Raw genomic sequence first — 19,611 nt, 5'->3', positions numbered from 1 at the left:
TCAAGCCTCCGCCAGTCGGGGGCTTTTTATCGCTGGTTATAAATCATGAAATCAACTGCTCAACAAATAGAAAAGCTCAGAACAACCCTGCGTCATCATGAATATCTGTATCACGTCATGGATGCACCAGAGATCCCTGATGCAGAATATGATCGGTTAATGCAGGAATTGAAGGATCTTGAAGAACAATGCCCTGAGTTGATTACATCGGATTCACCAACGCAGCGGATTGGCGCTGCTCCTCTGACGGCTTTTGAACAAGTCCGCCATGAAATTCCTATGTTGTCACTAGATAACGTATTTGATGAAGAGAGTTATCTGGCGTTTGATAAGCGGGTGCGTGACCGCCTGAAAGAGACCCAGGATTTAGTTGTGTGCTGTGAGCTGAAACTGGATGGCTTGGCGGTTAGCCTGTTGTATGAAAATGGTGAATTGGTACGGGCTGCAACTCGTGGTGATGGTACAACAGGGGAAAATATTACATCAAATATACGGACTATCGGCGCAATTCCACTGCGTCTATTCGGCGAAAATATTCCAGCTCGTATTGAAATTCGCGGTGAAGTTTTCATGCCGCAAAAAGGGTTTGAGAAACTGAATGAGGAAGCACGCCGCACGGGTGCAAAAGTATTTGCTAATCCACGTAATGCGGCGGCGGGCTCTCTACGTCAGCTCGATCCTCGTATTACGGCTAAACGCCCATTGGCTTTCTTCTGTTATGGTGTTGGTATATTGGAGGGGGGCGAGTTACCAACCAGTCACTACGAGCGATTGATACAGTTTAAGAAATGGGGATTGCCGGTCAGCGATAAAGTTAAAGTTTGTACCGATAGTCAACAGGTTATTGATTTTTATCATAATATTGTAAACCAGCGTTCCGCATTGGGGTTTGATATCGATGGTGTTGTTGTCAAAGTCAATTCGCTGGAATTGCAGGAAACATTAGGCTTTGTTGCTCGTGCGCCCCGTTGGGCTACGGCATTCAAATTTCCTGCACAGGAGCAAATGACGATTGTTCGTGATGTTGAGTTTCAGGTTGGTCGTACTGGCGCAATCACACCGGTAGCACGTCTGGAGCCAGTGCAGGTCTCTGGTGTAATTGTCAGTAATGCAACATTGCACAATGCGGATGAGATTGAACGTTTAGGTTTGCGGATTGGCGATACGGTTATTATCCGCCGTGCTGGTGATGTGATTCCACAAGTTGTCGGTATTTTGGAAGAGAGAAGGCCACAGGACAGTAATGACGTTGTTTTCCCTGAACATTGCCCGGTATGTGGGGCAGATATTGAAAGGATTGAAGGGGAAGCTGTCGCGCGTTGTACGGGGGGATTGGTATGTGGTGCTCAGCGTAAAGAATCGCTTAGGCATTTTGTTTCCCGTCGGGCGATGGATGTTGACGGTATGGGCGAAAAGATTATCGATCAGCTAGTGGATAAAGAGTATGTCAAAACCCCAGCAGATCTTTTCAGGCTGACGGCGGGCAAGTTGACTGGGCTTGATCGCATGGGGCCGAAATCTGCCCAGAATGTAGTAGATGCGTTAGAAAAAGCTAAAAAAACTACCTTTGCCCGTTTCCTTTATGCATTGGGTATCCGTGAAGTTGGGGAAGCGACCGCTGCTAATTTGGCTGCTCACTTTGGCGAACTGGATAACTTACGTTCCGCTGATGAGGAAGCATTGAAAGAGGTTCAGGATGTTGGCGAAGTGGTGGCGAAACATGTTGTTAACTTTTTCATTGAACCTCATAACCAAACAGTTATTGACGATCTGATTGATAATATCGGTATCAACTGGGAACCGGTCGTCGTAACGAAAGCTGAGAAGATTGATAGTCCATTTTCGGGTAAAACAGTTGTACTGACAGGTTCATTGCATCAGCTATCTAGGGATGAAGCCAAAGCTAAACTTGTTGCACTTGGGGCAAAGGTGACGGGCAGCGTTTCTAAGAAAACAGATTTGGTGATTGCGGGTGAAGCCGCCGGTTCAAAATTAGCTAAAGCTAATGAGTTAAATATTCCGGTTATTGATGAAGAAGAAATGATCCGTTTGTTGGGTGAATAACTTTTTGTTTACATACTGATTATTGAGAGCTTTTCTCAATAATCAGTTATGTGCGATAAGGTTTCTTTAAAGCTTATGTTATACGATTCAGCTAAAAATGTGATCAGATACATTAAGTAAAGGTTTACAGTAAGAATTATTTCAGTCTAATGTGATATCTATCCTTATTTGATCGCCTTTTATTACATAGAATGCGTTGATAAAAACTCGCTTTCTGTCGTGTTTGGAGTTGATATGTCTCAGATCCTGCATTTCTTTTTAGCTTTGATTGTCATTGGCGGCCTTGCTATTTTGGCGAGTAGTGACCGTAAAAGTATTCGCCCTCGCTATGTTATTCAATTGCTTGTTATTGAACTTATCTTGGCTTGGTTTTTCCTGAATTCTGGTATTGGTCAAGAATTTGTCATGGGATTTGCTGGTTTGTTTGAGCATTTATTGAAATATGCGGGTGAAGGGACTGAATTCATTTTTGGCGGCATGATGGATGCAAAACTGGCATTCTTCTTTCTGAATGTATTGTGCCCGATTATCTTTATTTCTGCGCTGATTGGTATTTTGCAGCATATCAAACTATTGCCAATCATCATCCGTGTTATTGGTACTCTGCTGTCTAAAGTCAACGGTATGGGTAAACTGGAATCATTTAACGCAGTGAGTTCTCTGATACTTGGGCAGTCTGAAAACTTTATTGCTTATAAAGACGTACTGGGAAAAATGTCAGAGCGCCGTATGTACACGATGGCGGCGACTGCAATGTCAACGGTTTCTATGTCAATCGTTGGTGCTTACATGACAATTTTAGCGCCTAAATATGTTGTAGCAGCATTGGTGCTTAATATGTTCAGTACCTTTATCATCCTATCATTGATTAATCCGTATGCTGTTGACAGTGAAGAAGATATTCAGATGAGCAATCTTCACGAAGGCCAAAGTTTTTTCGAAATGCTAGGTGAATATATTTTGGCGGGTTTCAAGGTGGCGCTCATTGTTGCTGCTATGTTGATTGGTTTCATTGCCCTGATTGCGGCTGTTAATGCGTTGTTCAGCATGGTGTTTGAGAAGAGCTTCCAGGAAATGCTCGGTTATGTGTTTTATCCATTTGCTTGGGTGATTGGGATTCCTACAGATGAAGCATTGAAGGTTGGTAGCGTCATGGCAACCAAATTAGTTGCTAACGAATTTGTAGCAATGCACAGCTTACAATCAATTGCGACAGAACTTTCTCCTCGTTCACAGGGTATTTTGTCGGTATTCTTGGTTTCTTTTGCTAACTTCTCTTCCATTGGGATTGTGGCAGGTGCGATTAAAGGCTTGAATGAGAAACAGGGTAATGTCGTTTCCCGCTTTGGTTTGAAACTACTGTTTGGTTCAACGCTTGTCAGTTTCTTGTCTGCGGCTATTGCAGGTTTGGTACTGTAAAAGATAACGTTTTATCATGGAATGTTGCATCATGGATGATGCCATTTCCTTTTCACCTATTTCTCCTTATAGACGTGCAAATTATGGAAAAAGAGAACCTGATAGAAATTGCTAATACTGTAATGCCGTTCGGTAAATACAAAGGGCGTATGCTCATTGATTTACCGGAAGAGTATTTATTGTGGTTCGCTCGTAAGGGTGAATTTCCACAAGGTAAATTGGGTGCGCTGATGGAGATGACTTTAGCAATAAAACTAGAGGGACTAGATTCGTTGGTGAAGCCATTGAAAAAAGGCTAGCTAAGGTTGGCGTTTGTTTTTTAATCGATGATGGTGGTTAGATAGGGTAATAACCAAAAGGCCCTGAAGGCATAGCTTTCAGGGCCTGATAATTTTGGTGGAGCTAAGCGGGATCGAACCGCTGACCTCTTGCATGCCATGCAAGCGCTCTCCCAGCTGAGCTATAGCCCCACGAGTGTGGTATTTCCTAATTTAGTACCAAATACCTTATTTCAATATAAAGGATTTGGTGGAGCTAAGCGGGATCGAACCGCTGACCTCTTGCATGCCATGCAAGCGCTCTCCCAGCTGAGCTATAGCCCCAATCAAAATTATGGAACGGGGCGCATAATATGAAACCCTGCAAATACTGTCAACGGCTAACTTATCATTCTCACAACAAGCGTTGAAAAAGCCATCAATTTTATAATCAATTAGCAAAATAGAGACTGAGCAATGGGTTGAAATAAAAAGGCATCACATGTGATAAGTGATGCCTTGGGTGCATTAATTAGGATTGAGTTTCACGTTGAGCAATGAATTCCAGCGCTTGATTGATACGGGAGAGAGTACGGGTTTGCCCGATAGCGTGAATAGTGACATCCACACCTGGGGATTGACCTGCACCGGTAGCTGCAACACGCAATGGCATACCGACTTTACCCATACCGACTTCTAGCTCATCAGCGGTGGATTGAATGGCATGATGCACATTTTCTGGTGTCCAATCAGTAATTGAAGCCAGCTTTGCATGGACAACTTCAAGAGGCTGACGGGCAACTGGGCGCAAATGTTTCTTCGCCGCATCGGCATCAAATTCAGCAAAATCTTCATAAAAGTAGCGGCAGGATTCCGCCATCTCTTTTAGAGTTTTACAACGTTCGCCCAGTAATTTAATTAGATCAACCAACTGTGGACCATGACGGGTATCAATACCTTGTTGCTCAATATGCCATGCTAGATGAACGGCAACTTTCTCTGGCGGCAGGGTATTAATATAGTGATGGTTCAACCATTGCAATTTTTCGGTATTGAATGCACTGGCGGATTTATTGATGGCATCCAGGCTGAACAGCTCAGTCATTTCTTCAATGCTGAAAATTTCTTGATCGCCGTGCGACCAACCCAAACGAACCAGATAATTCAGCAGTGCATCTGGCAGGTAGCCATCATCACGGTATTGCATAACGCTCACTGCACCGTGACGTTTGGATAATTTTTTACCGTCATCACCTAGAATCATCGAAACGTGTGCATATTCTGGCACGGGAGCGCCTAGTGCTTTCAGGATATTGATTTGGCGAGGTGTATTATTGATATGGTCTTCACCGCGGATGACATGGGTGATCTCCATATCCCAGTCATCTATAACAACACAGAAATTATACGTTGGTGAGCCATCGGTACGACGGATAATCAGATCATCAAGTTCCTGATTACTGAACTCGATGGGGCCTCGGATACGATCATTAAAAACAACAGAACCTTCCTGTGGATTGCGGAAACGGACGACATGGGGTTGATCTGGGTTATGTTGACACAGATTGTCACGGCAACGGCCGTCATAACGCGGTTTCTCGCCATTTGCCATTTGAGTTTCCCGCAATTCTTCCAGACGCACTTTAGAACAATAGCAGCGATAGGCACTCCCTTGTTCTAGCATTTGATCAATTGCCTGATGATAACGATCAAAACGTTTCGTCTGATAATAAGGGCCTTCATCCCAATTCAGATTTAACCAGTTCATACCGTCCATAATGGCATTGATAGCTTCCTGAGTTGAGCGTTCAAGGTCAGTATCTTCGATACGCAATACAAATTCGCCTTTGTTATGGCGGCTATACAGCCAGGAATAAAGTGCGGTACGAGCACCACCAACATGGAGATAGCCAGTTGGGCTTGGTGCGAAACGGGTTTTAATTTTACTCATCGGGGATTGCCTTAATTACGTTTCACTTTTCAATGAACGTTATTGGTGATTTAAAGTAATAAAAGTGGGGGTCATTTTATCACTGCACCTTAATTCCTCAATGCTGTTAACGGGAAGTTATTGAGGAAAGTCAGTGTATTTGTCTAAACTGCACCCTATAGTGACGATAATTATCTCACCCTTGTTTAATTTTGAGACGAACGATATTTTTCTCTAGAAAAAGCGTTGACTCACTCTGAACTATCCCTATAATGCGACTCCATCACGACGGGGCGATTAGCTCAGTTGGTAGAGCATCTCCCTTACAAGGAGGGGGTCATCAGTTCGAATCTGGTATCGCCCACCATCTCGTTGTGATAAGAATGATTTTATGATTGGGCGATTAGCTCAGTTGGTAGAGCATCTCCCTTACAAGGAGGGGGTCATCAGTTCGAATCTGGTATCGCCCACCAATCATAGATTCAGTGGTATAGAAGCAGTAATAGTCATCATGAAGTGGGCGATTAGCTCAGTTGGTAGAGCATCTCCCTTACAAGGAGGGGGTCATCAGTTCGAATCTGGTATCGCCCACCACTTCATTAAGATTGTTTCAGGCGGTATCACATATCTTTGGTGCGGGTCGTTAGCTCAGTCGGTAGAGCAGTTGACTTTTAATCAATTGGTCGCAGGTTCGAATCCTGCACGACCCACCACTCCAAAAGATATTCAGAGTAGTTCTCCTATAGATGGGTCGTTAGCTCAGTCGGTAGAGCAGTTGACTTTTAATCAATTGGTCGCAGGTTCGAATCCTGCACGACCCACCATCTTAAAGCTTCATTCAAAACCAATTTCCCTAGAGTAAGTCGTCAGCTCAGTCGGTAGAGTAGTTGGCTTTTAATCAATGGGTCGCCAGAGCCTTATAGAAATTAGGGTTTTCTTGGATGATAGCTAACACTTTTGCCGCTAGTCCTGTCGGATTTCGACGCTTCTGCTCCCAGCTTTTAATTGTATCAAGGCTGGTGCTTAAAGCCTCCGCTATCTCTGCCTGTGAAATGTTAAGTTGAGCACGGATAGCTTTAACGTCGGCAACTTCATATCGGGTCACACGCGCTGCGGCTTTATTACCTTGTTTAATTTCAACTGCTTCTTCTAGGGATGCTTTCAATTCGTCAAAAAAATTCATGTTACACCTCATCTTTTAGTAATTTTATTACCACGGCTAGATTTTCGTGTACTGTATTTGTGCTGTGAAATTGCAGAATAGTATCAATATTCTTAGCATGAGCTTCATCATTATATGTATATACAAATTTCACGCTAAAATAATATATCTTATCTATTAGTGATACAAAGTCCATTGCTATTTTGTGAGTCATTTTGAGTTGCTTAGATCTGTCTGGCGGAGTATTTTGTATATACAGATTAACCATGAGTTAAAAACTCCGAAGCACATGAAGCTCTTGATATCATCAAACATCAAATTGAAATTAGCAGGCAAAAACCGCCTGTTAAAGACAGCTTATACACCTAATGAAGATGAATTGAGAATTTACCGAAAATACGGTTTGGGAACAGAGAAATGAGCAAACAAACTGATAAGCGAGCAAATAACCTGATAGCTTCCACTGATGAAGCATGGGAGAACGGTGAGCTTGGTTGTAGTGAAGCTCACGTTAAAGTATCTGATGATGTAACAGAAGATCTGATTAACGAAGCGCTGGAGTTACAGCCCATTTCAATCAGATTAAATCGGTCTCTGATTGAAGACTTGAAAATGATAGCAGACCTTAATGGCCTAGGTTATCAGCCATTAATCAGGCAAGTTTTAAATCGTTTTGCCAATAGTGAGAAAAAACGGGTACTCGCCGAAGCTCACAGCAAGGCAATGAAAAGTGAAAAAAGAAAATCCAATAAACGTCATAAAGCTGCTTAACCATATAGTCTTAGCTGCATAGTATATAAATGTAAAAAACCAACTGGTGAGGTTGGTTAAACGATCTATACCAATAATGCCAGATAGGATAAGCTTCACCTAATTGTTGTACTAGCTGATTATTAGGATATAAAAATGAATCTCTACGGACTTGTTGCTGATATTGGCGGCACTAATGCCAGATTAGCACTTTGCAATTTGGAAAATGGGGCTATTGAGTGGATCGAAACGTATAGTGCAAAACAACACACCGGATTAGAATCTATTATCAGTCACTATTTGGCTGCGCAAAAAACAGTGGTGACTTATGCATGTATTGCTATTGCTTGCCCGATAAATGGTGATTGGGTAGAAATGACCAATCACCAATGGGCATTTTCTATTCGTGAGCTGAAACAGACACTTGGGCTAGAAAAATTAGATGTGATTAATGACTTCACGGCTGTATCTATGGCGATTCCAATGTTAACAGAAGAATACAAGGTTCAATTAGGAGGAGGAGAAGCGGTTAAAGACAAACCGATAGCGGTTTACGGTGCGGGGACTGGCCTTGGTGTAGCTCATTTGATCAAAGCAGGCAAGCAATGGGTCAGTTTACCTGGTGAAGGTGGTCATGTAGATTTTGCCGCGAATAGTGAAGAACAAGATGCAATATTGGCTGTTTTACGTCGTAAACTTGGACATGTTTCGGTAGAAAGAATCTTGTCCGGTAGTGGGTTGGTAAACCTTTATCAGGCCATTGCCATTTTGGATCATCGTCAGCCGGAAGATTTAGAACCAGAAACCGTGACGCAACGGGCATTGGATGAAAGTTGCCAATATTGCCATCGTGCTCTGACACTATTTTGTGAAATTATGGGACGATTTGGCGGCAATTTAGCGTTAAATATGGGGACTTTTGGTGGTGTGTATATCGCTGGCGGTATAGTGCCGCGGTTTCTTGATTTCTTTAAGCAATCGAACTTTCTTCAGGGATTTGAAGATAAAGGGCGCTTTAAACCGTTAGTACAGCAGATTCCTGTTTATTTGATTACTCATCCACAACCAGGATTATTAGGTTCAGGTACCTATTTACGGCAACAACTTTCACTTATTGATTAAATTATAAGGCAGATATATACCCTATGGATTTCAAGATGCATCGCGACGGCAAGGGAGTGAATCCCCGGGAGCATAGGTAACTATGTGACCGGGGTGAGCGAGTGCAGACAACAAAGAGGCAACTTGAAGGATAACGGGTATATACATCTTGACATTAATGATTGTATATATCTGACTGGAATTTTTTAAAATATCGCCATTGAAAATTTATATTAATATTGAAAGCTATGAAAATCTATTTCATTTTTAAGTGCTAATTGTGGGAAGTATTTAACATGACAATGAGATTTATATTCACAATATTTATGTAACTGATTGATTTATTTTAGATGAAAAGCGGATATTTTATTATGCTGTTTTTCATGTTTAAATACTTTTAACTTATTGAAATTTTAATTGTTTTGTTTTCTCTTTTTATACTTTATAATCTGTCAAAATTTTTTATTTAGAACAGTACTGGATAGAAATGAAAACGATAGAAGTTGATGAAGACCTTTACCGCTATATTGCCAGCCACACACAACATATTGGTGAAAGTGCATCTGATATTTTACGGCGAATGTTGAAATTTAACGCCGAGCAGCCAGTACAAAATGTGCAGCCTATCAGTGCTGTGGAGAAAGCGCCAGTCGCCCGCCAGCGTGATTCTGTCCGTGTGATACGCGAATTATTACTTTCAGATGACTATTCTGACAAGAAAAAATCTGTTGAGCGTTTTATGTTGATCCTGTCTACATTATACAGCTTGAACAGTGAAAGTTTTTCCCAGACGACTGATGCCATGCACGGTCGTACCCGTGTTTATTTTGCCGGTGATGTACAGACATTGCTCGCCAGTGGCAAACAAACCAAACCTCGTCACATTCCGGGCACGCCTTTTTGGGTCATTACTAACACTAACACTGACCGTAAGCGTAGTATGGTTGAGCAAATTATGCAGGATATGAAATTCTCAGCCAATTTTATCGACAAGGTGTGTGGCACAATTTAACTGATTGAGGCTGTGCTGACGGATAAAGTTTAGTGCAGCTCTTGTCCAGGGGAGATTTAAAGTGGTAAATCATCCGCGTGCGGGGCAGATTGCCCGCCAAAGTGATCTGATAAATGTAGCGCAGCTTACATCACAGTATTACACCTTGCATCCTCAGCCGGAAAACTCAGAGCATAAAGTTAAATTTGGTACATCCGGTCATCGTGGCAGTTCTCAGCGTCACAGTTTTAATGAAGCGCATATTCTGGCAATTACTCAGGCTGTTGCGGAAGTTCGCAAGCAACGGGGAATCAATGGCCCTTGTTATGTGGGTAAAGATACCCATGCTTTATCAGAAGCGGCATTTATTTCCGTACTGGAAGTCTTGACGGCTAACAGCGTGAATGTGATTGTGCAGGAAAATAATGGATTTACGCCAACACCTGCGATTTCTCATGCCATCCTCTGTTATAACCGCTTGGGGAAAGCGTTGGCTGATGGGATTGTTATTACCCCTTCCCATAATCCACCAGAAGACGGGGGGATTAAATATAATCCACCTGATGGTGGTCCCGCAGATACGGATTTGACAGCAATTATAGAACGTCGTGCTAATGAGTTGCTTACAGAAGGTCTGAAAGGCGTTAAACGTTTGCCATTTGTTCAGGTATTGAACAGCGAATATTTGCATCAGCAGGATTTAGTTGAACCATATGTTAGCGCGTTGGGTGATGTGGTTGATATGGCCGCTATCCAGCGGGCCGGGCTGAAAATCGGTATTGATCCTTTGGGGGGATCTGGCATTGCGTTCTGGCAGCGTATCGGTGAGCGCTACAATTTGGATCTGACATTGGTGAATGATCAAGTTGATCAGACATTCCGTTTTATGCACTTGGATCATGATGGCGTCATTCGTATGGATTGCTCATCCCCTTGGGCAATGGCGGGTTTGTTAGCCATGCGTGATAAGTTTGATCTGGCTTTTGCAAACGATCCTGATTATGACCGCCACGGTATTGTCACTCCCGTTGGTTTGATGAATCCGAACCACTATCTGGCAACGGCGATAAATTACCTATTCCGCCATCGTCCGCAATGGTCAGAAAGTGTTGCGATAGGTAAAACATTGGTATCCAGTGCCATGATTGATCGGGTCGTCGCCGATCTTGGCCGTAAATTGGTAGAAGTACCGGTGGGTTTTAAGTGGTTTGTTGATGGATTACATAAAGGTGAATTAGGCTTTGGTGGAGAGGAGAGTGCGGGGGCTTCTTTCCTGCGTTTTGATGGTACGCCGTGGTCTACAGATAAAGATGGGATTATCTTGTGTTTGCTGGCGGCAGAGATGACCGCAGTGACAGGGGAAAATCCGCAGCAGCATTACAATAAGTTGGCAGCTCGCTTCGGTACGCCAAGCTATAGCCGCATCCAGGCACCGGCAACTTATCAGCAGAAAGCATTATTAGCCAAGTTATCACCAGAAATGGTGCAAGCGGATAAGCTTGCCGGTGATCCAATCACAGCCCGGTTGACAAAAGCTTCTGGTAACGGAGCGTCAATAGGGGGTCTAAAAGTGATAACAGAAAACGGCTGGTTTGCTGCTCGCCCATCGGGGACAGAAGAAGCCTACAAAATTTATTGTGAAAGCCTCCTTGGCCCTGAACACCGGCAGAAAATTGAGCAGGAAGCACTGGATATCGTTAACCAGGTTTTTGCCGCCGGTTGATCTTTTTGGCTGATTAAAAAGAATCCGCAACAGTGATAACAACTTTTGCGGATTTTTTATTTTTCAGCCGAGAGCAACCATTAATGCACCGGCAGTAATCAGTGCAACACCACCTGCGGTCATCAGTGATATCTTTTCACCAAATAAGATAACGGCCAGAATGACGGCAAATACGACACTGAGTTTATCAATTGGGGTAACCTGAGAAACGTTACCGTTTTTAATTGCCAGAAAGTAAAACAACCATGACAATGCCCCCGCCACACCGCTTAAAACGATAAAAAGTAACGCCTTGCGGTTTGCCAGTATTTCACTAACCAGATGTAATTTTCCTTGTACTACAACGACACCGACAAGAAACAACGCCATAATGACTGCGCGTATTGCTGTTGCTGTATTGGCATCAAGATTTTGCAACCCGATTTTCCCGAAGATAGCGACTAAAGCGGCAGTAAACGCTGATAATAAGGCATAGATAAGCCAGGTGCTCATTGCGAATAAATCCTATATACCCGTCATCTTTCAAGTTGCCTCTTTGTTGGCTGCACTCGTTCACCCCGGTCACATAGTTTGCTATGCTCCCGGGGATTCACTCCCTTGCCGCCGCGATGCATCTTGAAATCTATAGGGTATATTACCTTCATTAAATAAATTAAAGAATAAACTCATTACTAATCCCCATTTTAGTTAGTGAATATTTTGGGCCCGTGAGATAGTTTCCAGTTTTAATCTCGGATACTTCATATAAATCTATAAATAATAATTATCCCCACCGGAGTTTAGCTATTAAACTAAAATACAGTTTTATTTATATGTTTCACTTTGAACATAATATTACAGTTTATTTTGGGATTAAATTAAGCTGAGTTTTTCAGTTAATTGATGACTATTTGAATATACCCGTCATCTTTCAAGTTGCTTCTTTGTTGGCTGCACTCACTCACCCCGGTCACATAGTTATCTATGCTCCCGGGGATTCGCTCCCTTGCCGCCGCGATGCATCTTGAAATCCATAGGGTATAGATAAAGATTGAACTGAAAGGTTTTTATCTGAGATTAAGGACCCTTTTTACCTGTTTTTTTGCCTGTTAAAGTGCTAAGTACTTATGTCATTATGTTGCTTACTAACATCACCAGCATTTGATCTACGTTTAATATGTAATAAAAATGTCATATTTAGTTTGCAATTAATATCTGGTTTGATAATATATTAAAAATAAATTATATATCATTGAATTTACTTTATCGTACAGATTATCCTAGTTCTTGCTTCTACATTTGATTTTTGTAGAGGCAAGGGGATCTTATGTGCTCTCATAAATATTTTAAGTTCTTGGTTTAAAAGATACCAATATAAATAATATAAGAAAATAACAATGAAAAATTTTTCTCTTAATAGTTATACATCCATACCGGCATGTATATGGGGTCTATTTCTTGGGACTTTTGTAACAAGATCAACATCAATGATGGTATGGCCTTTTATATCCATCATACTATATACCAAGTTTCATTTTACTGCATCGATGATTGGATTAGTTCTCTCTTTATCCATTGCGATTTCATCAATATTAAGTTTTTATGCTGGTTACTTCTCTGATAAAGTTGGCCGGGCTAAGATAATCATCATTGGATGTCTTATATCTTCATTGGCATATTTAATATTATGGTTATCTGAACATCAGTCTGGTTTTATTATTGGTACTTTATTAGCGAATATTTCTTGGGCGCTTGTGAATAATCCAATAAAAGCCGTTATCGGCGATGTTATCGAGGAGAAGCAGGTAAGAGAGAATGCCATGTACTTAAGGTATTTATTTCTTAATGCGGGTGCGGTAGTCGGGCCTTATTTAGGCGTAAAATTAAGCATGGATATTCATTCTATCTCTTTTCTGATTGTTTCGATATCCTATGTCATTTTTATGATCCCTGTTTATTTATTTGGTAAGAAAATAAAAATAAACTTAACAAATAATGATGACTTTAAAGGAACGATGAAGGTTTTATTAAATGACCGTGTGTTTTTGATGTTGGTCATCAATAATATTCTCATGATGTTTATTTTTGGTCATTTTGATTCAACTTTGCCACAGTTAATTACTTCATTAGGGTTTAATGGGTATGCTGAGTTTATTGCTTCGCTTATTATGTTACATGCGATAACCATTGTCGTTATGCAGTTACCGTTTTCCATGTTAACGCAAAAAATGGAGTTAGAAACGAAAATAAATATAGGGTCGGTGTTACTCATTTTATCTGAATTAATGTTCTTTATTTCATTCAAGTATTATGATGTTTATTTATTGTGGTATGTAGCTGCTTTTACCATGAGTATCAGTCAAACTATTTTGTTTCCATGTGTGAATGTTTTTATTGATCGTTTGGCACCAAATGATTTACGTGGCGCATATTTTGGTGCAGCGTCACTCTATAGTATCGGTTTTTCTATATCTCCATTGGTTGGTGGTACTGTTATCCAATTATTTAATGGTGGAGTGTTATTTCAATTATTAGCGATATTAAGTGTATTGATGTTGGTAATTTTCTGTCGGATGTTTAAACTAAGGGATAAACATGAAATTAATATTAGAAGAAGTCTCAAATCTTAGACCAACTGAATTACATTGTCCTGTTCGTGTTGAGCAGTTAATAGAGAAAGTTAAACTTGAAGGTTTTTGGACTCAACCAATCTGGATTGATGAAGCAACGTATGTGGTTATTGATGGTCATCATAGACTGGAATTAGCCAAGACACTAAAATTAAGTTGTATTCCTTGTCTGGCATTTGATTATGAGAAGGAGCTGTTGGTTTATTCCCGCAATGAGAATAAAACAATTAATCATCGTGATGTTATTAAGGCGGGTTTAGATAAGCAACCTCTTGGTTATAAACAGACTCGTCATGAGTTTGCCGGGAATGTTATTGAAACACAAATTTCGTTAAAAATGTTAGGGTTTGTCAATGAATAAGCAGTTTTATGATGTGGTAATGTGTGGTGCAGGTCCTGCAAATATTTCATTAATCCCGGATTTATTAAAAGATGAAGCTATAAAAAATTGCCTGATTTTAGAAAAAACAGAGATGGTGGGTTCTGGTTCATTAAAGAAATATAAAATTACCGCGAACTCTTTAGGTAGTGTATTTTTAGAGAAATTTGACGGTTGTGATGATGAGCTTAGTCAATATATAAGATCAACATCGGAATGGGAACATTTTAGTGCCAATAAAGATAAGCCCGTTGAATTGAGATTTGTCGGCCAATATTTGGAGAGAATTGCCCGCTTTATTCAGGAAAACAAATATGGTGATTGGTTTAATATTTTGACTGAAGCGGAAGTGAAAAAAATTAAGCAGAATGAAGAGGGTAACTATGATATAACTTATCATAAAAATAATGAAGATTATATTGTATCCGCGCGAAAAGTACTGTTTAATATAGGTGGAAATCCAAACGAATCCAGATTATTGCATAATAGCAATAATATTACCTCTGGTGATTTTATTAAAGGTTTTTATGATGAGGTTATAAATAAAGGTGATGTAAAAAGTATATCAATATTGGGTTCATCACACAGTTCAGTTTCTTGTTTGATTAGACTTATTGAGCAATTAGAATTTGCAGGAAAAATAAATGTTTTTGTGAATAAAGATTTCAAGTTGTTTTTTGATTCGCCTTCAAGCGCAGAATCTTACGACTACGATTTTACACAGGAAGATATTTGCCCTTTAAGTAACCGAGTTAATAGATATTCAGGTTTAAGATATGATTCTTTTGCTTTTGCACAAGAACTTAAAGAAAGAAAATATAAAAATATTTCTATCTTGAATATTTCAGAAATTTCTGATGATGAAGTTATTAAACTCATTAATTGTGATGATTTATTGATTCACTGTACGGGATATCACTCAAAACTTGTCGAAATTATTGATAAAAATAATATTCCTTTTGAATTTAAAAGTGATAGATATGGTTTGCTAACTAATGAAAAATTAAGTCCTATATCGACGTCAGGTGAAGTACTTAATAATTTTCACACATTTGGTCTGGGATCGGGTGTCAAGACGGGGGGTGAAAATGGTGGAGAGGCGAGTTTTCATGGAAGAATTGACGGGGTTTGGGTATATCAGCATGTTATATATGACATCGTATTTAATTGATATTTAATTCAAAATAAATTTTATATCATTAATGAACTATATTTTAGGTTAATTCCTATTTAACAATAAAAATAACCTTTTAACAGCCATTTATACCCTATGGATTTCAAGATGCGTCGCGACGGCAAGGGAGTGAATCCCCGGGAGCATAGCGAACTATGTGACCGGGGTGAGCGAGCGCAGCCAACAAAGAGGCAACTTGAAAGATAACGGGTATAAAATAATTTATTAAGACTATGCATATGAAAACAGTAATACTTCTCTGTGCCGGAAGAGGCAGTAGATTATCAACTAGAACATCAAATAAACCAAAACCTTTGGTAGAAACAAATCAGATATCATTTATCGATAATGCGCTGAGGAATATCGAATCTGTCGGTATTAAAAAAGTGATTATTGTGGTGGGTTATAAAAGTGATGTTTTAATGTCTCATATTAAACAAAAGACATATAATTTGGATATTGAATTTGTTAATAGTGAAAAGTGGGAATCAACCAATAATATCTATTCTTTATACCTTGCCAGGAATTGGATTAAGCAAGATACGCTGATCCTTGAAGGGGATATCTTCTTTACTAAGAAATGTTTGGAAATTGTCATGTTAAAAGCAGGAGATCTCAATGTCCTTGTTTCTCCTCTTAGTGGCAATATGGAAGGGACTTATGCAAAAATAGATAAAGATAATATTATTGCATTAAATTCTACTAAGGATAGTCATTATCAGGTTGAAGATGGTCAATATAAAACAGTAAATATTTATAATATTTGCACCGCTAATTTTGCTGAATATGTTACTAAAGAGTTAGAAAGTTACATTAATGGTGGATCGACTGGGCTATATTATGAGGATATATTTAAACAGTCTTTACTGAATAATATGGCTGAATTTAAAGCAAGTATTGTTGATCATTCTCAATGGTATGAGGTAGATAATACTTATGATCTTGCTATTTGTGACTTCATTTCAAGTAATAATAAATTAGATCTTGTTCAAAATAGGCATGGTGGATACTGGCGTTACCCTATTATTGACTTTGGCTTAATTTACAATTTCAACTTTCCACCTAAAAAATTGAAAGATGAAATAAAGAATAATTTTGATGAAATATTGTTAAATTATCCTGGCGGGAATCGTTTAGTCGAGCATGCTTTATCTGAATTTATCGGGATAGAAAGAACGCAATTATGTATTTCAAATGGTGCTGCGGAGATAATTAAACGGCTTCCTGATGTTTATACCGGTAAAGTATTAGTTACTGTGCCATCATTTAATGAATATGCTAATTGCTTTGGAAAAGCAAGGACAATATATAGTTATACCAAAGAGCATCGGCAGTTTGAGATAGATATTGATGAAGTATTAACATTAGTAAAGGAAGAACAGCCAGGCGTGGTTGTTATTGAATCACCTAATAATCCGACAGGTAAATTGACACCTATTGATAGTCTGTTATATTTGGCTGGCGAATTGTTGGCATTAAATATCCACTTAATTGTTGATGAATCTTTCTTGGATTTCTCTAAAATGCGTGATGACACAATGTTAACGCATTTAGATAACTATAAGAATTTATCTGTTATTAGAAGCATGAGCAAAACCTTTGGGATTGGTGGTATTCGTATTGGGTATATTGCCACTGCAAATCAGGAATTACTTGGTAAAATAAGAGCTGTGTTACCAATTTGGAATATTAATGGTTTTGCTGAAGAGTTTTTATTGAGATTACCTCAATATAGAGAGAGTTATAAATTAAGCTGTGAAAAAGTGATTAGTGATACGTTAAAATTACAGCAAGAATTAAACTCAATAGAGGGTATTACCGCATTTGAGACAGACTCTAATTTTGTTTACTGTAAATTACATATTTCTGATGCGAAGACGATATCACGGTTACTTTTAGATATTCATGGGCTGTATGTGAAAGAGTGTTCTGGTAAAGGGAATGCAGGCTCTGATCTCTATTTACGTATTTCTTGCAGAACACCAAGCGATAATGAAATTTTAATAAATACATTACGTACAATTATGCAATGGCAAATAAACATTAATGATATTAAAGCGATCAAGAAAGTTAAAGAGGTTTGCGAATGAATAATCCCAAAACAGTGGTAATTTGTGGTAAAGGAGAATTGGCAATTTTCATTTGTCAATATTTCTTAAATCATAAAGAGTATAAAATATCACACGTGGTGGCAGATAAATTCGAACCTGTAAGCACTGATCAGACGTTAATTGATTTCTGTTATCAAAATAATATTGCTGTTATTGAAGATAATAAGGTTGAAAATCTACCCGGCTATGAAAATGGTGATTTCACTTGCGATTTATGTTTTGTCGTATTTCATAAGCGGATATTGCCTTTAAAATTCATTAATTCGTGTAAGAAAATATTAAATATCCATTTGTCTTATTTACCTAAATATCGAGGCGTAAGACCGGTTAATTGGGCTTTGAAAAATGGAGATCAATCGCATGGCGTGACGATCCATGAAATCAACGAAGGTATTGATGCTGGGCCGATTGTGAATCAGATCTCGTTTTCTATTTATCCTGAATTTGAAGAGGTCATTGATACTTATACACGGGCTATTTGCTATGCCAGACAATTATTCCTTGACACGATGCTAATATTGGAAAAAATAACACCAAGACCTCAGATTGATTCAGAGGCAACAATTTATTATGAAAAGGATAATCATAGTCTGGAAGAAAGGATGACATTTACCAAGCAGGCATCGCTCGAATTGCTTAATAAAGCTTAGATAATATACCCTATGGATTTCAAGTTGCATCGCGACGGCAAGGGAGCGAATCCCCGGGAGCATAGATAACGATGTGATCGGGGTGAGTGAGTGCAGCCAACAAAGAGGCAGCTTGAAAGATGACGGGTATAACTAAATACTGGAACGCCCTCTATGCATAACCTCATTGCCACAGATCTTGATGGAACGCTTCTCCTTCAAGGAGATACAATTGGTAAGTTTACCCGTAAAGTGCTTACTGATTTATCAAGTATGGGAAAGCAAATTGTATTTGCCACCGGCAGGCACCATGCTGATGTAAATTCCATTATTGGTGATTTTGATATACCTGTGCATTTGATTACTTCGAATGGTGCCAGATTAACCAGTGCTTGTAAGAACTTGGATATCAGACAACATTTGCCAAGTCACGTCGTAAAAAGAGTGATTGAAGAAACTCAGGCGGATAATGATTTAGTGATCAATATGTATTGTGGTTCTCAATGGTTAACCAATGAAGTGAATCATAATTTTAGCGATTTTAGCCAGAATGATAATTTTAATCCAACATTCAAGTGTGTTGATGAAATGCCTTGTGATGCAGTTGAAAAAGTTTTTTTCATTCATAAGAGTAGAAATCATGATGCATTGGTTAAATTAGAACGCCATTTAATTGATCTCTTTTCTGATAATGTCAGTATTGCTTTTTCATTCCCTTGGTGTCTGGAGGTAATGGGGAGTGGTGTTTCGAAGGGGCAAGCTTTAATTCAGCTCGCTGGTTTTCTTGGTATCCCAATGAATAAAACGATTGCATTTGGTGACGGTATGAATGATGTGGAAATGCTTTCAACCGTAGCTAAAGGGGTCATCATGGGAACGGCGCATAATAGGGTAAAACAAGCGCTTCCTGATGCCGATATTATTGGTTCTTGTTGTGAAGAGTCTGTGGCTCATTATTTATCTGAAAATATGTGCTAGGCAAACTTGGGGCGTTAGGATTCAAATCTTGGCGCCCTTTGCCAATAGCTGAGCTGGCTCTATCTTTTGTTCTCTGTTCGCTGAAACATATATCCCGTGTATTAGTTGTTTTTTAAAATTATTTCTATTGATTTCATTTACAAGTTAATATACCCAATGGATTTCAAGATGGATCGCGACGGCAAGGGAGAGAATCCCCGGGAGCATATACCCAATAGATTTCAAGTTGCATCGCGACGGCAAGGGAGAGAATCCCTGGGAGCATAGATAACTATGTGACCGGGGTGAGCGAGTGCAGCCAACAAAGAAGCAGCTTGAAAGATGACGGGTATAG

Annotated in this window: 17 protein-coding genes and 7 tRNA genes; 18 read left to right on the top strand and 6 right to left on the bottom strand. The window is 39.5% G+C overall.

The window, feature by feature from the left end; genetic code table 11:
- Positions 1-45: 45 nt before the first annotated feature.
- The 3 genes from ligA to LGZ98_RS12285 all read left to right on the top strand — a co-directional run bounded on the left by ligA (position 46) and on the right by LGZ98_RS12285 (position 3,782).
- Positions 46-2,064, top strand: a complete 2,019-nt coding sequence (gene ligA, locus LGZ98_RS12295) for an NAD-dependent DNA ligase LigA (RefSeq protein WP_113043644.1) — start codon at positions 46-48, stop codon at positions 2,062-2,064.
- Between the two features lie 234 nt (positions 2,065-2,298).
- Positions 2,299-3,483: a NupC/NupG family nucleoside CNT transporter gene (locus LGZ98_RS12290; protein ID WP_113043643.1), complete on the top strand. Its 1,185-nt coding sequence runs from the start codon at positions 2,299-2,301 to the stop codon at positions 3,481-3,483.
- A gap of 83 nt (positions 3,484-3,566) precedes the next feature.
- On the top strand, positions 3,567-3,782 hold the full coding sequence (locus LGZ98_RS12285; RefSeq protein ID WP_113043667.1) for a DUF3820 family protein: 216 nt from the start codon (positions 3,567-3,569) through the stop codon (positions 3,780-3,782).
- 95 nt (positions 3,783-3,877) lie between these two features.
- On the opposite strand, the gene LGZ98_RS12280 is transcribed toward LGZ98_RS12285, so the two are convergent.
- The 3 genes from LGZ98_RS12280 to gltX all read right to left on the bottom strand — a co-directional run bounded on the left by LGZ98_RS12280 (position 3,878) and on the right by gltX (position 5,691).
- A tRNA-Ala gene (locus tag LGZ98_RS12280) sits at positions 3,878-3,953 on the bottom strand.
- A gap of 56 nt (positions 3,954-4,009) precedes the next feature.
- Positions 4,010-4,085: transfer RNA gene (locus LGZ98_RS12275), tRNA-Ala, on the bottom strand.
- A 187-nt stretch (positions 4,086-4,272) separates the two neighbouring features.
- Positions 4,273-5,691 carry a glutamate--tRNA ligase gene (gltX, locus tag LGZ98_RS12270; protein ID WP_113043642.1) on the bottom strand — a complete coding sequence of 473 codons (1,419 nt, stop codon included), beginning with the start codon at positions 5,689-5,691 and terminating at the stop codon, positions 4,273-4,275.
- Positions 5,692-5,961: 270 nt separating this feature from the next.
- Between gltX and LGZ98_RS12265 the strand changes: the two genes are divergently transcribed.
- From LGZ98_RS12265 to LGZ98_RS12245, 5 genes are all read left to right on the top strand, one after another.
- Positions 5,962-6,037 (top strand) — tRNA-Val (locus tag LGZ98_RS12265).
- 30 nt (positions 6,038-6,067) lie between these two features.
- A tRNA-Val gene (locus LGZ98_RS12260) sits at positions 6,068-6,143 on the top strand.
- 45 nt (positions 6,144-6,188) lie between these two features.
- Positions 6,189-6,264 (top strand) — tRNA-Val (locus tag LGZ98_RS12255).
- A 43-nt stretch (positions 6,265-6,307) separates the two neighbouring features.
- Positions 6,308-6,383 (top strand) — tRNA-Lys (locus tag LGZ98_RS12250).
- 35 nt (positions 6,384-6,418) lie between these two features.
- Positions 6,419-6,494, top strand: a tRNA-Lys gene (locus LGZ98_RS12245).
- 74 nt (positions 6,495-6,568) lie between these two features.
- On the opposite strand, the gene nadS is transcribed toward LGZ98_RS12245, so the two are convergent.
- Positions 6,569-6,853, bottom strand: a complete 285-nt coding sequence (nadS, locus tag LGZ98_RS12240; RefSeq protein ID WP_113043641.1) for a NadS family protein — start codon at positions 6,851-6,853, stop codon at positions 6,569-6,571.
- Positions 6,854-7,249: 396 nt separating this feature from the next.
- Between nadS and LGZ98_RS12235 the strand changes: the two genes are divergently transcribed.
- The 4 genes from LGZ98_RS12235 to pgm all read left to right on the top strand — a co-directional run bounded on the left by LGZ98_RS12235 (position 7,250) and on the right by pgm (position 11,397).
- Positions 7,250-7,603 carry a hypothetical protein gene (locus LGZ98_RS12235; protein ID WP_113043639.1) on the top strand — a complete coding sequence of 118 codons (354 nt, stop codon included), beginning with the start codon at positions 7,250-7,252 and terminating at the stop codon, positions 7,601-7,603.
- 135 nt (positions 7,604-7,738) lie between these two features.
- On the top strand, positions 7,739-8,704 hold the full coding sequence (gene glk, locus LGZ98_RS12230; RefSeq protein WP_113043638.1) for a glucokinase: 966 nt from the start codon (positions 7,739-7,741) through the stop codon (positions 8,702-8,704).
- Between the two features lie 466 nt (positions 8,705-9,170).
- Complete coding sequence (gene seqA, locus LGZ98_RS12225; RefSeq protein ID WP_113043637.1) at positions 9,171-9,695, top strand: replication initiation negative regulator SeqA; 525 nt, start codon at positions 9,171-9,173, stop codon at positions 9,693-9,695.
- A 61-nt stretch (positions 9,696-9,756) separates the two neighbouring features.
- On the top strand, positions 9,757-11,397 hold the full coding sequence (pgm, locus tag LGZ98_RS12220; RefSeq protein WP_113043636.1) for a phosphoglucomutase (alpha-D-glucose-1,6-bisphosphate-dependent): 1,641 nt from the start codon (positions 9,757-9,759) through the stop codon (positions 11,395-11,397).
- A 63-nt stretch (positions 11,398-11,460) separates the two neighbouring features.
- Here pgm and LGZ98_RS12215 read toward each other — a convergent pair whose 3' ends face one another.
- Entirely contained in the window at positions 11,461-11,832 is a 372-nt protein-coding gene (locus LGZ98_RS12215) for an EamA family transporter (protein ID WP_229015581.1), read from the bottom strand.
- Positions 11,801-11,962: a hypothetical protein gene (locus LGZ98_RS12210; RefSeq protein WP_229015579.1), complete on the bottom strand. Its 162-nt coding sequence runs from the start codon at positions 11,960-11,962 to the stop codon at positions 11,801-11,803. The genes LGZ98_RS12215 and LGZ98_RS12210 overlap by 32 nt, the downstream gene beginning before the upstream one ends.
- Positions 11,963-12,773: 811 nt before the next feature.
- Between LGZ98_RS12210 and LGZ98_RS12205 the strand changes: the two genes are divergently transcribed.
- The 6 genes from LGZ98_RS12205 (at position 12,774) to LGZ98_RS12180 (ending at position 19,277) form a co-directional block, all read left to right on the top strand.
- On the top strand, positions 12,774-14,006 hold the full coding sequence (locus LGZ98_RS12205; protein WP_113043634.1) for an MFS transporter: 1,233 nt from the start codon (positions 12,774-12,776) through the stop codon (positions 14,004-14,006).
- Positions 13,972-14,367: a ParB N-terminal domain-containing protein gene (locus LGZ98_RS12200; RefSeq protein ID WP_113043633.1), complete on the top strand. Its 396-nt coding sequence runs from the start codon at positions 13,972-13,974 to the stop codon at positions 14,365-14,367. The genes LGZ98_RS12205 and LGZ98_RS12200 overlap by 35 nt, the downstream gene beginning before the upstream one ends.
- Positions 14,360-15,556: a SidA/IucD/PvdA family monooxygenase gene (locus tag LGZ98_RS12195; protein WP_113043632.1), complete on the top strand. Its 1,197-nt coding sequence runs from the start codon at positions 14,360-14,362 to the stop codon at positions 15,554-15,556. The genes LGZ98_RS12200 and LGZ98_RS12195 overlap by 8 nt, the downstream gene beginning before the upstream one ends.
- Positions 15,557-15,798: 242 nt before the next feature.
- A complete protein-coding gene (locus LGZ98_RS12190) occupies positions 15,799-17,649 on the top strand; it encodes an aminotransferase class I/II-fold pyridoxal phosphate-dependent enzyme (protein ID WP_191214879.1) in 1,851 nt (616 codons plus the stop codon).
- Positions 17,646-18,320 (top strand): formyl transferase, encoded by a 675-nt coding sequence (locus LGZ98_RS12185; RefSeq protein WP_113043630.1) that lies wholly within the window; start codon positions 17,646-17,648, stop codon positions 18,318-18,320. Before LGZ98_RS12190 ends, LGZ98_RS12185 begins: the two co-directional genes overlap by 4 nt.
- A gap of 153 nt (positions 18,321-18,473) precedes the next feature.
- Positions 18,474-19,277: a Cof-type HAD-IIB family hydrolase gene (locus LGZ98_RS12180; RefSeq protein ID WP_113043629.1), complete on the top strand. Its 804-nt coding sequence runs from the start codon at positions 18,474-18,476 to the stop codon at positions 19,275-19,277.
- The last annotated feature ends 334 nt before the right edge of the window (positions 19,278-19,611 follow it).

The sequence above is a fragment of the Photorhabdus kayaii genome, from assembly GCF_025384895.1.
Classification (GTDB): domain Bacteria; phylum Pseudomonadota; class Gammaproteobacteria; order Enterobacterales; family Enterobacteriaceae; genus Photorhabdus; species Photorhabdus kayaii.
This window is presented reverse-complemented; position numbering and strand designations above follow the sequence as displayed.